General features: G+C 69.1%; 13 protein-coding genes and 1 tRNA gene. 1 reads left to right on the forward strand and 13 read right to left on the reverse strand.

Annotated features, from left to right (window positions below):
* Window positions 1-3 precede the first annotated feature (3 nt).
* The 8 genes from EER34_RS02090 to EER34_RS02125 form a co-directional block, all read right to left on the reverse strand.
* Complete coding sequence (locus EER34_RS02090) at window positions 4-807, reverse strand: amino acid ABC transporter substrate-binding protein (protein ID WP_127472922.1); 804 nt, start codon at window positions 805-807, stop codon at window positions 4-6.
* Between the two features lie 137 nt (window positions 808-944).
* Window positions 945-1,991 carry an NAD(P)H-dependent flavin oxidoreductase gene (locus EER34_RS02095; RefSeq protein WP_127472923.1) on the reverse strand — a complete coding sequence of 349 codons (1,047 nt, stop codon included), beginning with the start codon at window positions 1,989-1,991 and terminating at the stop codon, window positions 945-947.
* 105 nt (window positions 1,992-2,096) lie between these two features.
* Window positions 2,097-2,786, reverse strand: coding sequence for a 50S ribosomal protein L1 (gene rplA / locus EER34_RS02100; protein ID WP_127472924.1), 690 nt, complete (start codon window positions 2,784-2,786; stop codon window positions 2,097-2,099).
* A gap of 15 nt (window positions 2,787-2,801) precedes the next feature.
* Entirely contained in the window at window positions 2,802-3,233 is a 432-nt protein-coding gene (rplK, locus tag EER34_RS02105; RefSeq protein WP_127472925.1) for a 50S ribosomal protein L11, read from the reverse strand.
* A 102-nt stretch (window positions 3,234-3,335) separates the two neighbouring features.
* Window positions 3,336-4,424, reverse strand: a complete 1,089-nt coding sequence (nusG, locus tag EER34_RS02110; protein ID WP_127472926.1) for a transcription termination/antitermination protein NusG — start codon at window positions 4,422-4,424, stop codon at window positions 3,336-3,338.
* An 81-nt stretch (window positions 4,425-4,505) separates the two neighbouring features.
* A complete protein-coding gene (secE, locus tag EER34_RS02115; RefSeq protein ID WP_127474240.1) occupies window positions 4,506-4,775 on the reverse strand; it encodes a preprotein translocase subunit SecE in 270 nt (89 codons plus the stop codon).
* Window positions 4,776-4,868: 93 nt separating this feature from the next.
* Window positions 4,869-4,941, reverse strand: a tRNA-Trp gene (locus EER34_RS02120).
* A gap of 145 nt (window positions 4,942-5,086) precedes the next feature.
* Window positions 5,087-5,524: a pyridoxamine 5'-phosphate oxidase family protein gene (locus EER34_RS02125; RefSeq protein WP_127472927.1), complete on the reverse strand. Its 438-nt coding sequence runs from the start codon at window positions 5,522-5,524 to the stop codon at window positions 5,087-5,089.
* 65 nt (window positions 5,525-5,589) lie between these two features.
* On the opposite strand from EER34_RS02125, the gene EER34_RS02130 reads away from it, so the two are divergent.
* Window positions 5,590-6,204, forward strand: a complete 615-nt coding sequence (locus tag EER34_RS02130; protein ID WP_127472928.1) for a hypothetical protein — start codon at window positions 5,590-5,592, stop codon at window positions 6,202-6,204.
* A 51-nt stretch (window positions 6,205-6,255) separates the two neighbouring features.
* Here EER34_RS02130 and EER34_RS02135 read toward each other — a convergent pair whose 3' ends face one another.
* From EER34_RS02135 to gabT, 5 genes are all read right to left on the reverse strand, one after another.
* Window positions 6,256-7,617, reverse strand: a complete 1,362-nt coding sequence (locus EER34_RS02135) for an NAD-dependent succinate-semialdehyde dehydrogenase (protein ID WP_127472929.1) — start codon at window positions 7,615-7,617, stop codon at window positions 6,256-6,258.
* A 38-nt stretch (window positions 7,618-7,655) separates the two neighbouring features.
* Complete coding sequence (locus EER34_RS02140) at window positions 7,656-9,212, reverse strand: APC family permease (protein WP_127472930.1); 1,557 nt, start codon at window positions 9,210-9,212, stop codon at window positions 7,656-7,658.
* Window positions 9,209-10,087 (reverse strand): universal stress protein, encoded by an 879-nt coding sequence (locus EER34_RS02145; RefSeq protein WP_127472931.1) that lies wholly within the window; start codon window positions 10,085-10,087, stop codon window positions 9,209-9,211. The genes EER34_RS02140 and EER34_RS02145 overlap by 4 nt, the downstream gene beginning before the upstream one ends.
* Complete coding sequence (locus tag EER34_RS02150; RefSeq protein WP_127472932.1) at window positions 10,084-11,445, reverse strand: flavin monoamine oxidase family protein; 1,362 nt, start codon at window positions 11,443-11,445, stop codon at window positions 10,084-10,086. The genes EER34_RS02145 and EER34_RS02150 overlap by 4 nt, the downstream gene beginning before the upstream one ends.
* 164 nt (window positions 11,446-11,609) lie before the next feature.
* Complete coding sequence (gene gabT / locus EER34_RS02155) at window positions 11,610-12,968, reverse strand: 4-aminobutyrate--2-oxoglutarate transaminase (protein ID WP_127472933.1); 1,359 nt, start codon at window positions 12,966-12,968, stop codon at window positions 11,610-11,612.
* Window positions 12,969-13,059 lie beyond the last annotated feature (91 nt).

A 13,059-nucleotide genomic window follows, 5' to 3' on the forward strand; every position in this document is an offset into this window, starting at 1 on the left:
GGTCTACTCGGTGACGTCGGCGCCGAAGTACTTCTCGCTGATCTCGGCGAGAACGCCTTCCTCGCGCAGCTCCGCGAGCGCTCCGTCGATCGCCTCGACCAGTGCGTCCTTGTCCTTCGTCAGCGCGAAGGCGTTGTACGCGGGGTCGTCGGTCTCGGCGGCGATCTTGAGCCCGGTCGGACCCTCGCTCGTCTCGTAGTCGAGGAACGTGAGGTTGTCGTTGATCGTGGCGTCGACGCGGCCTTGCTGGAGCAGTGCGACGGCCTGGGCCCAGCCCTCGACGGCCTCGACGGTCGCGCCGCTCGCCTGGGCGAGCTCGTACCAGTTGCTCGTCAGCGACTGCGCGGTCGTCTTTCCGGCGAGGTCGTCGAAGCTCGAGATCGAGTCGTCGTCCTCGAGCACGACGATGACGCCGGGCGAGACGGTGTACGGCTCGCTGAAGAGGTACTTCTCCTCGCGCTCCGGGTTGATGGAGACCTGATTGGCGATGACGTCGAACCGTCCGGCGTCGAGCCCGGCGAAGATCGCGTCCCACTGCGTCTCCTCGAACGCGATCTCGAGCCCGAGCTTGTCGGCGACGGCCTCCGCGATCTCGACGTCGAACCCGACGAGCCTGCCGGTCTCGTCGTGGAACGTGAAGGGCCGGTAGGTGCCTTCGGTGGCGACCGTGAGCGTGCCCTCGGTGGTGAGGCCGTAGTCGTCGCCTCCGGCGGACGCGGAGGGCTCCGGCGACGCGGAGCTGCACGCCGACAACGTGAGGGCGGCAGTGGCGGCGAGGACGAGGGCGGTGATGCGACGGCGAGACATGGCTGATTCCTGGTGCTGTTTCGAGCGGGCGTGTGGCCCGCGGAGGACATTCCAGTACAGCACGCTCCCGGGCGCCGGGGGCCATCGCGTTACGCTCCGTTGCCGCGCTCTCGGGGTTCAGCCCGGACCTGTCGCGTTCAGTCGGGGACGCCCGCGACGAGCTCGTCGAAGACCTCGACGGCATCTTCGCGCACCGAGAGGCCCGCCGCCTGGCCCGCCCACAGCGACACGAGATCGCCGTCGCCGCGCCGGCCGGCCTCGGCGCGGAACAGGCCGGTCAGCCAGTTCTGCGCCGGGAATGGCGCGATGACCCCCGCGGTCTCGATGTGCCGCATGGCGCGATTCGGGATGCCGCGCGCCAGGCGCCCGCTCATCGCCCGGGTCAGCACGGTGTCGGTGTCGGCCGCGCCGGCGAGCGCACGGCGGTGCGCGTCGGTGGCGGCCGACTGCCGCGTCCGGAGGAACGCGGTGCCGACCTGGGCGCCCTGGGCGCCGAGCGCGAACGCCGCGCGAACGCCGCGACGATCGGCGATGCCGCCGGCCGCGATGACGGGGACGCGCACCGCGTCGACGACCTGCGGCACGAGCGCGAACGTCCCGACGAGGGACTCCTCGGCGCTCCGGAGGAAAGAGATGCGGTGGCCGCCCGCCTCTGCGCCGCTCGCGACGACGGCGTCGACGCCCGCGGACTCGAGGGCCACCGCCTCGGCGACCGTGGTCGCGGTTCCGATGATCCGGATGCCTCTCCCCCGCGCGGCGTCGACGAGCGCCTCGTCGGGCACGCCGTAGACCACGCTCAGCACGGCGGGCGCGGCATCCAGCACCGCCTCCACCTGCTCGGCGGTGTCGGGGAGGAACCGCTCCGGAGTCTCGGGCAGCGCCACGCCTGCGGCCTCGAGGAGCGGCGCGAGTGCGTCGCGGGCCGGGCCCAGATCGACGTCGGCCGGCATGATCTCGTCGCCTGTCGGAAGCCAGATGTTGAGGGCGAACGGCCGGGCGGTGTTCTCATGCAGCTGCGCGGCCGTCTCGCGGATGCGGTCGCCCGAGTACCCGTACAGACCGTACGACCCGAGGCCGCCCCGGTCGCTCACGGCCCCGGTCAGGGCGATCGACGACAGCCCGCCGAACGGGCCGAGGATGATCGGCGCATCGATGCCGAGGACGGTGGTGAGATGCGAGGGCATGCTCCGACGCTACTCCGGCGCTGAGCCTGCGGACGCGCGGCGGTCGCCGCCGACGACGACGGGGCCCCACCCGAAGGTGGAGCCCCGTGCGTTCCGATCCGAGGATCAGATGGAGTTGACGTCCAGCGGGATGCCGGGGCCGAACGTGGTCGACACGGCGCCCTTCTGGATGTAACGGCCCTTCGAGCTCGACGGCTTCAGACGCACGATCTCCTCGAGCGCCGCGGCGAGGTTCTCGTCGAGCTGCTCTGCGGTGAACGACGCCTTGCCGACGACGAAGTGCACGTTGGCGTGCTTGTCGACGCGGAACTCGATCTTGCCGCCCTTGATCTCCTCCACGGCCTTGGCCGGGTTGGGGGTCACGGTGCCGGTCTTGGGGTTGGGCATGAGGCCACGGGGACCCAGCACCTTACCCAGGCGACCGACCTGGCCCATGAGCTCGGGCGTCGAGACGGCCGCGTCGAACGCGGTGTAGCCGCCGGCGACCTTCTCGATGAGCTCGGCGCCGCCGACCTCGTCGGCACCCGCGGCGATGGCGGCCTCAGCGGCCGGACCCGTCGCGAACACGATGACGCGGGCGGTCTTGCCGGTGCCGTGCGGGAGGATGACGGTGCCGCGCACCATCTGGTCCGCCTTGCGCGGGTCGACGGCGAGCTTGAGCGCGACCTCGACGGTCGAGTCGAACTTGGCCGAACCCGTCTGCTTCGCGAGCGCGACGGCCTCGGTGGGGGTGTAGAACTTGTCCGCCTCGATCTTGGCGGCTGCGGCCCGGAAGGCCTTGGACTTGGTTGCCATGATTCCTCTTACCCCTCAGTCCTCGACCGTGATGCCCATGGAACGGGCGGTGCCGGCGATGATCTTCGAGGCTGCCTCGATGTCGTTCGCGTTCAGGTCGGGCTGCTTCGCCTCGGCGATCTGCCGCACCTGCTCCTTGGTGAGCTTGGCCACCTTGGTCGTGTGCGGGGTCGGCGAGCCCTTCTGGACGCCTGCGGCCTTCTTGATGAGCTCAGCGGCCGGCGGGGTCTTCAGGATGAACGTGAAGCTGCGGTCCTCGTAGACGGTGATCTCCACGGGGATGACGTTGCCGCGCTGCGACTCGGTCGCGGCGTTGTACGCCTTGCAGAACTCCATGATGTTGACGCCATGCTGACCGAGCGCGGGGCCGATCGGCGGCGCCGGGTTGGCTGCACCGGCGTTGATCTGAAGCTTGATCAGGCCGGTCACCTTCTTCTTCGGTGCCATTCTTCTTTCCTTTCATCGAGCGGATGCCGTGAGGCATCCGTTCTCCCGCACACCCGGCGTTTCCGGGCAGCGGTTCTCCCGGGAGACCCGGGAAGTCTGTTGTCAGAGCTTGGTGACCTGGTCGAACGACAGCTCGACGGGGGTCTCGCGCTCGAAGAGGGAGACGAGGACCGTGAGCTTGCCGCTCTCGGGCTTGATCTCGCTGATCGTGCCGGGAAGACCCGCGAACGAGCCCTCCTTGATCGTGATGGTCTCGCCGACCTCGAAGTCGACCTCGGCGGGGATGACGCGTGCCGCGGCGGCCTGGCCCTTCTTGGCAGCGCCGGCCTTGGTCGGCGCGGTCTCCTTGATCTCGACCAGGCTCTTCAGCATGTTGAAGGCCTCCTCGAAGCGGAGGGGCGTCGGGTTGTGGGCGTTGCCCACGAATCCCGTGACGCCGGGGGTGTGGCGCACGACCGACCAGGTGTCCTCGTTGAGCTCCATGCGCACGAGCACGTAGCCGGGGATCCGAACGCGCGTGACCATCTTGCGCTGGCCGTTCTTGATCTCGACGACGTCCTCCATCGGGACCTCGATCTGGAAGATGTCGTCCTCGACCTCGAGCGTCGACTTGCGCTGCTCGATGTTGGCCTTCACCTTGCGCTCGAAGCCGGCGTAGGAGTGGATGACGTACCACTTGCCGGGAAGCATGCGGAGCTCGGTGCGGAAGGCCTCGTAGGGGTCTTCGTCGTCCTCGTCGTCGGACTCTTCCGCCTCGACCTCGTCGACCAGCTCGGCCGCGGCATCCACCTCGGCGACGAACTCGGAGTCGAGCACAGGCTCGTCCTCGTCGCCGTTCACGTCGGGACCGTCGTAGGGGGTGACCTCGTCGGCGGCCTCGGCCTCGAGTTCGGCCACTTCCTCTGCGATGGAGTCGTTGAGGACCTCGGCCGCGGCCTCGGTCTCGGCGGCTTCGTCCAGGTTCAGTGCGTCGTTCACGATGGCGTCTGCCTCCGGGTCGTCGATGTCGATGTCGTCCAGGTCGGCGTCGTCGTCTTCGGTGTCGTCCACGATGTGGATCGCGACGTGCTCGGCCGGCGTGTTGGCGGCGTCCTCCTGAGCGAGGACGTTGCCCTCCTGGGCCTCGTCGTCCTCAGAGGACTGCTCTGCCGCCGTCGCCCAGTCGGCGTCGTCGAAATATCTTTCAGACACTGCGTTCTCTTCCGTTCCGTCCGCGGTGGGATGAGACCCCATCCGCGTGGCCCCGCTGCTCGATCAGGGCCTTCAGGCGACTCAGGCGCCGCCCGGCACTCCGAAGACGTATGCCGTGATCCACACGAACAGCACGTCGAGGCCGTAGACGATCGCCATCATGATGACGACGAATCCGAGCACGACCGCCGTGTACTTCAGCAGCTCCTGGCGCGTCGGCGTGACGACCTTGCGGAGCTCTGCGAAGACCTGACGGATGAACATGGCGATCCGCGCGAAGACGTTGGGCTTCTTCTCGCGGGGTGCGGCGCCCGCAGGGACGACCTCGCCCGTCGGCTCGTCCTGAACCATCGATGCCACCTGATTACCTTCCGTGCGCCGGCGTGGGCCGACTCACTGTGTTGTCAACCGTCGACGTTGTCTTGTCGACGTTGCGCTGACGCGCAGGGCGGACAGGAATCGAACCTGCAACCTGCGGTTTTGGAGACCGCTGCTCTGCCAATTGAGCTACCGCCCTAGAGGCCCGGAGGCCTCGGAAACCCGCGTTCTCCCCTGTCACCTGAGCGAAAGGGAGCCGACCCGGACGACGGGCACGGCGAAAGAATGCAGACTTCAACTGCATGGTCCAGTGTACGGCATGCTCCGGGGCCCCGCGAATCCGGTCAGTACTGCTGGACGCCGTAGCGGTCGGGTTCAGGTCCCCGTTCGAAGGCCCGACCCGACAGCGAGGCCGGCTCGATCCGCACGTACGTGTACTTCAGCGTCGGGATCCAGGGACGAAGTCCCAGACCATCGGCCCGTTCGACCTCGGCCGAGTCGTCGAGGGCGTGCGCATGGCCGCGAACGATGACACTCCACGCGTCGGTATCGGTGTGGTCGTCGACCTCGAACAGCACCTCATCGTTCACGGTCAGCTCGAACAGCTTGCTCCCCTCGGCTGTGCGGAAGAGGATGCTCTCGCCGTCGGCGACGAAGTTGACGGGGAAGATGTCGAGCACGTCGCCGACACGGGTGACGAGCCGGCCGAGCTCCTGCGAGCGCAGCCGCTCCCAGCACTGCGAGTCGGTGAGTGCGACGACGGGACCCGGTGTGTCTGCCATGCCTCCATCCTCCCCCCGCGCGCCCGGGCGCGACACCCCCCGGAAGCCGGGGCTACCATGCGGTCATGACTCTCTCGCAGTCCGCGCTCGACGCACTGTGGGACTTCGGCGACGCGGCCGGGTCCGAAGCCCGGCTGCGCGCCGCCGCGGAGGCGGAGACGGATGCCGCGGCCCGCGCCGAGCTCGCGACACAGGTCGCGCGCGCCCTCGGTCTTCAGGAGCGGTTCGACGAGGCCGACGCCGTGCTGAGCACGACTCCGGTGGCCTCACCCGAGGCATCGGTGCGCATCGCGCTCGAGCGCGGTCGCCTGCGCAACTCGGCGGGCGACACCGCCGCGGCGATCCCGCTGTTCGAACTCGCGGCGGAGGCCGCGGCATCCGCCGACCTGACGTTCCTCCGGGTCGACGCGCTCCACATGCTCGCGATCGCCGACCCGGACCACGGGGGCGAGTGGACGGCGCGCGCGCTCGACGCTCTCGACGGCACGACGGACGCCCGCACTCTGCGGTGGGCGGTCTCGCTGCACAACAACGCCGGATGGACGCATCTCGACGCCGGGCGCATCGACGATGCGATCGCCGAGTTCGAGCGCGCTCGGGATGCCGCGACCCGCTGGGGCACCCCGCAGCAGGTGCGATGGGCCGACGAGGCTCTCGCCGAAGCCCGCGACGCGCTCTGATCGCCCCTCCCGCCCGACGACCGGACCTCCCGGTCGTCGAGCGAGAGCCGGTCAGGCGCCGATGCGGATCAGCTTCTTGTTGACGAACTCGTCGGCGGCGAGGAGCCCCATCTCGCGCGAGGTGCCGGAGCGCTTCACGCCCCCGAAGGGCAGGCCCGGCTCATCGGCGAGGACGACGTTGACGTACACCATGCCCGCGTCGATCTTGTCGGCGACGCGCGCTGCCTGGGCCTCGTCGGTCGTGAAGACGTAAGAGCCGAGCCCGTAGCTGGTGTCGTTCGCGATCTTCACGGCCTCGTCCTCGTCGGCGACCTTGTAGACCACGCCGACGGGTCCGAAGAACTCCTCGCGATAGGCGTCCATCTCCGGCGTGACGCCGGTGAGGACGGTGCCCGGGTAGTAGGCGCCGTCGCGCGTGCCGCCCGTGACGAGCGTCGCGCCCTGCGAGACGGCCTTGTCGACCTGCTCGGCGAGGCGCTCGGCCGCCGTGAGCGACGAGAGCGGTCCGAGGACGGTGTCTTCGGCGAACGGGTCGCCGACCTTCGCCTCGGTCATCTTGGCGGTGAACTTCTCCACGAACTCGTCGTACAGGCCGTCGACCACGATGAAGCGCTTGGCCGCGTTGCACGACTGGCCCGTGTTGTCGAGGCGTGCGTCGACGGCGGCCTGCACCGCCCCGTCGAGGTCGTGGGTAGACAGGAGGATGAACGGGTCCGACCCGCCGAGCTCGAGTGCGACCTTCTTGAGATTGCGGCCCGCCACCTCGGCGACCGCGGCGCCGGCGCGCTCGGAACCCGTGACCGAGACGCCCTGCACGCGGCGGTCCGCGATCACGGTCGCCGACTGCTCGTTCGTCGCATAGATGTTCGTGTAGACCCCGGCGAGTCCGGCGTCGGCATAGATCTGCTCGATCGCCGCCGCCGACTCGGGGCACTGCGGAGCGTGCTTGAGGAGGATGGTGTTGCCGATGACGATGTTCGGCGCGGCGAAGCGGGCCACCTGGTAGTAGGGGAAGTTCCACGGCATGATGCCGAGGAGCACGCCGAGGGCCGTGCGGCGGATGACCGCAGTGCCCTCGCCATCGATGTCGATCGGCTGGTCGCCGGTGATCTTGTCGGCGTGGTCGGCGTAGTACTCGGTGATGTCGGCGGCGAAGTCGACCTCGCCGAGCGCGGCCTCCAGCGGCTTGCCCATCTCGCGCACGATGATGGCGGCGAGCTCGTCGCGGCGCTCGCGATGCAGCTCGGCCACCTTGCGGATGCCGGCGGCGCGCTCGGCGACGGGAGTGTCGCGCCACGTGCGGTATGCGGCATCCGCTCCGGCGACGGCGGCTTCGAGCGCCTCGTCGGTGATCGTCGGGTAGGTGGCCAGGGTCTCGCCCGTGGCGGGGTTGACGACGGCGTAGTCGCTCATGGGTGTTCTCCGATCGGGTGGTTGGTCAAGTCTGCCGGTCAGCGACGTGCGCGTCGAAGGCTCGGCGGTGCATCGAGACTGAGTGTCTTGCCGCGGAAGAAGGCCGGACGCTTGATCGCCTGCCAGATCATGATCACGACGCCGAGGCCGATCACCACGACGCCGAGGATGAAGACGAGGCCGAGGCCGCCGATGTTCGAGCCGCTGCCGTAGTCGGGGTCCATGCTGTCGATCAGCGTCTTGCCGAACAGGAACAGCAGGATCAGGCCGCCGATGAGCGGGAACAGGAACATGAAGAACACGTTCCTGGCCGAGTCGAAGAGCTGCCTGCGGAAGTACCAGACGCACGCGAACGCCGTGATGCCGTAGTAGAAGCAGATCATCATGCCGAGCGTCGTGATGGTGTCCCACAGCACGTCCTCGCTGATGAAGCGCATGACGGCGTAGAAGACCGACGCCACGACGGCGGACACGATGGTCGCGTAGCCCGGGGTGAAGAACCGCGGCGTGACGCTCGCGAACTTCGGCGGAAGTGCGCCGTAGTGGCCCATGGCGAGCAGCGTGCGCGCGGGCGACACGAACGTCGACTGCAGCGACGATGCCGAGCTCGTCAGCACGGCGAGCGAAACCAGGAACGCGAACGGGCCGAGGGTCGGTCCGGACAGGTAGAAGAAGACGTTCGACTGGATCTCCTCGTTGCCGAGCCCGACGCCCTCCGTGCCCGTCCCGGCGAACGCGAGGAGCGACACCGAGATCAGCAGGTACAGGACCACGATCGTGATGACCGTGAGGGTCGCCGCGCGGCCGGGCGTCTTCTCGGGGTCCTTCGTCTCCTCGTTCATGGTGAGGGTGACGTCCCAGCCCCAGAAGATGAAGATCGACAGCGAGAGTCCGGCCACGACCGCTGCGAAGTCACCCACCGCGAACGGATTGAACCACGACAGCTCGACGGGGCTCGCGTCGAAGGCGTTTCCGTTGGCCACGGCGACGAAAGCAGCGACCGAGAAGATCACCAGCACCAGGACCTGGAACGTGACGAGGAAGTACTGCAGCTTCTGGGTGGTCTGCATGTCGCGGTACGAGATGAAGGTCGCACCGAGCATGAACAGCAGGCACACCACCACGTTGATGAACGGGTTGAACGCCAGCTCGGCGATCGTGCCGGGGCTCCCCGCGAGCTGATCGATCAGAAGGAACAGGAACTCGACGGCGATGCCCGCGAGATTGGAGAGCACGAGGATCGTCGCCGCGATGAGGCCCCAGCCGGCGAGCCAGCCGACCCACGGCCCGAACGCGCGCGTCGCCCACGTGAAGGAGGTGCCCGAGTCGGGCATCGCGCGGTTCAGCTCGCGGTATCCGAACGCGACGAGAAGCATCGGGATGAACCCGACGAGGATGATCGCGGGGACCTGGAAGCCCACCTCCGACACCGTCGGGCCGAGTGCCGCCGTCAGCGTGTACGCCGGCGCGATGCACGAGATGCCGATCACGACGGCGCCGATGAGGCCCACCGTCCCGGCGCTCAGGCCCTTCTTGGACAGACCTCCGGACACGGGATCGCCGCTGACGACGTCGGTGTCGTGCTGACCGCTCATGACCGGGCCCCCTTCTTCTTGCGCGTGCGGGGCACGACGATCATCGGCACCGGCAGTTCGTGGAGCATCTTCGCCGCGGTCGAGCCGAGGAAGAGCCTCCGCGGCCGCGCGAGCCGGCTCGAGCCGACGACCGCGATCTCACCCGGCTCCCAGCTGAGGTGCGAGACCGCCTCCTCGATGCTGTCGCCGAGGCCGACGACCGCCTCCGCATCGATGCTCTTCGGGAGCTGGGCACGCGCATGGACGAACACCTCGTCCGCGTGCATGGCGGCGGACTCGTTCCCAGCCATGCCGGCCGGAAGATCGATCGCCACGAGGGAGACGAGCCGCAGCTCCGCCCCTGTCGCGGTCGCGAGCGCGACGCTCTCCTCGAGCAGCACGTCGGCGCCGGGACGGAGCCCGATCGCGGCCGTGACGCGCGTGATCCCCGTCGTCGGGTCGATCCGCCGCGCGCCCTCCGGGGCGAGCGCGACCGGAACGTCGGCCGAGTGCAGCAGCTCGCTGGCCACAGTGCCCAGGCGATGCCTGCCGCGAAGACCGCCGTTCGCGGCGCCGACGACGATCAGGGTCGCTCCGATCTCGTGCGCGATCTCGAGCAGGCCGCCGGCGAAGGACTCGCCGTAGCAGACGTGCGTGGCCGGGGACACGGCATCCCGGACCGCGTCGGCGGCTTCGTCGAGCCAGGCCTGCGCCTGGTCCTGCACAAAGCGGTCGTAGCCCGCGTCGGGCGGGGTGATGACGCTGCGGTCCTCTCCGGGCAGCACGACCACGAGGTCGAGCGATGCCCCGGATGCCGCGGCCAGCCGCGCGCCGAGGGCGACGGCGTCGCGCCCGGCGTCGGTGGCGGTGAACCCGACCACGATGTGTCCGCTCATGCGCGCGTCTCCTCGACGATGTTCGCGGCGACGAGGCGCCCCATGCGGATCGCGCCGTCGACGTGCTGATAGCCGGCGCCTGCCATGTCGCTGCACGCGAAGTGGATCGGGCCGACAGGGGTGCGCAGGTCCGCCCCGTAGCGGGAGAGACCGCCGAGGTCGAAGCTGGCGGCGTAGGCGCCCCGCGTCCACTCCTCGGCGCCCCAGTCGCTCTCGAAGTACACGACCGGGTTCAGGGTCTCGGGACCGAAGTAGTGCGACAGCGACTCGAGGATGCGCGCCTTGCGCTCCTCGGCCGAGACGCGGAAGAGGTCGTCCGCGTTGCGGTCGGAGACGAAGCCGACGAGCGTGCCGCGCTCATCGCCGTGGTTGGTGTTGTCGTAGGCCTCGTGCGAGATCTCGTACGGGCTGAAGGCGGTGCCCGACAGCCCGTCTTCCCGCCAGAACGGCCGGTCGTAGACGGCGTGCACCTTGATCACGAAGCCCATCGAGATGTGCTGGTGCATCTGCTGCTTGAGCCGCGGGAGCGCCGGGTTGAAGTCGATCCACGGGTAGAGGATCGGCGCATGGGCGAGGATCACGAAGCGGGCGTTGACCACGAGGCCGTGGTCGGTGACGACGCGGACGCCGTCGTCCGACCAGTTCACCTCGGTGACGGGCTGGTCGAGCATGACGTCGTCGCCCAGCCGCTCGGCGAGGAGCAGCGGCACCTGCTGCAGGCCGCCGACGACGCGCTCGTCGAGGATGTAGTCCGCGTCGACGAGGTTCGAGAAGCTGCCGGCGCTGGCCGCCATGAGGAGCGCCTGCAACGCGGAGAAGGCGTAGGCGGGCTTGGTGAGCATCGCGCCGGCGATGAAGAGCGCGATGTTGTCGCGTGCCTCCTGGTCGGAGGTCTCGTGCTCGAGCCACGCCTCGAACGAGATGCGGTCGAGCGCCACGGCGTCGGGGTGCTCCCACGGCCGGTCGGGATCGACCTCGGCGACCATCGCATCGAGCTTCTCGATCAGCCGCACGAGCTCCTTCTCCGTCGCCGGAGGAACCGGGAAGATCTCACCGGTGAACCGGGTGAGCTCGCCGGCGCCGTTGACGTAGACGGACTCGCCCTCGCGGTAGCGGCTGTAGGTCTCGAGTCCGAGTTCGGCGATCGTCTCCTTGAGAGCCTCCTGGTCGGGCGACACCCACTGACCGCCGATCTCGAGCATGGCGCCGTCGATCACATCGGTCCACAGGCGTCCGCCGACGCGGTCTCGCGCCTCGAGCACGACGACGGACAGCCCCGCCTTCTTCAGCTCGTTCGCGGCGGTCGTGCCGGCTGCGCCGGCGCCGACGATGACGACGTCTCGCGTGATCTCGGTCATGGGACTCCTTCGTCTGGTGTGATCCTCGCCGCGGGCGGGGGTTCGGCGGTCTCCCGCGGTCCCCCTGTTCGGCATGTCCCGATTTCAGCTGTCACCCGACCACTGTTGCGGCCGGTTTCGGGACACGTTCAGCCGATTTCGGGACATGTCGGGTGGTGGTGGGCTCAGTGCGCCGCGAGAGCGGACGCCACGACGTCGATGCCCTCGTGGAGCAGGTCGTCGGTGATGGACAGCGGCGGGAGGAAGCGGATCACGTTCCCGTAGGTGCCGCACGTGAGGACGATGACGCCTTCGGCGATGCACGCCTTCGCGACCGCGGCAGTGAGCGCGGCATCCGGCTCGCCCGTCTCGGGGTCGACGAACTCGGCCGCGATCATCGCACCGTGACCGCGGACGTCGCCGACACGCGGGTCGCCCGCCTGCAGCGCGCCGAGGCGATCCTTCAGCAGCACGCCGATCTCGCGGGCGCGTTCGATCATGCCGTCGTTCTCGAAGACGTCGATCGCGGCGAGCGCCGCAGCGCAGGCGACGGGGTTGCCGCCGTAGGTGCCGCCGAGCCCGCCGGCGTGCGACGCGTCCATGATCTCGGCGCGGCCGGTCACGGCCGCCAAGGGCAGGCCCCCCGCGATGCCCTTGGCGGTCGTGATGAGGTCCGGCACGATGCCGAACACATCGCTCGCGAACATCTCCCCTGTGCGAGCGAAGCCGGTCTGGATCTCGTCGGCGATGAACACCACGCCGTTGGCGCGGCACCACTCGACGATCGCCGGGAGGAAGCCCTCGGCGGGGACGATGAATCCGCCCTCGCCCTGGATCGGCTCGATGATGACGGCGGCGAGGTTGTCGGCGCCGACCTGCTTCTCGATGACCGAGATGGCCTTCTTCGCGGCATCCGCCCCGCTCAGTCCGTCGCGGTACGGGTACGACAGCGGCGCCCGGTAGATCTCGGAGGCGAACGGGCCGAAGCCGCTCTTGTACGGCATCGACTTCGCCGTGAGGGCCATCGTCAGGTTGGTCCGGCCGTGGTAGCCGTGGTCGAACGCGACGACGGCCTGCTTGCCGGTGAACTTGCGGGCGATCTTCACCGCGTTCTCGACGGCCTCGGCGCCGGAGTTGAAGAGGGCGCTCTTCTTGTCGTGGTCGCCGGGAGTGACCCGGTTGAGCGCCTCCGCGACGGCGACGTAGGACTCGTACGGCGCGATCATGAAGCACGTGTGGGTGAACTGGGCGACCTGCGCCTGCACGGCGGCGACGACCTTGGGGTGCGCGTTGCCGATCGACGTGACCGCGATGCCCGACCCGAGGTCGATGAGCGAGTTGCCGTCGGCGTCGACGATGACTCCGCCGCCGGCCGCGACGGCCTCGACGGGGGCGGTGTGGCCGACGCCCGCCGCGACGGCCGCCGCCTTGCGGGCGAGCAGCTCCTGAGAGCGCGGGCCCGGGATGCTCGTGACCAGGCGCCGCTCCTGCGGCAGGGACGGACCGCCCAGAGGCGTGGTGGCAACGGTGTCGACAGCGCTCATGGTCGCGAGCGTAGGCCGTGCTCTCGCGCACCCGCACCTTCCCGGTTGTACATTCTCTGTAGACCGCTGTACAGGTGGTACATCCGGAGGA

Source organism: Microbacterium sulfonylureivorans, from assembly GCF_003999995.1.
Classification (GTDB): Bacteria; Actinomycetota; Actinomycetes; order Actinomycetales; family Microbacteriaceae; genus Microbacterium; species Microbacterium sulfonylureivorans.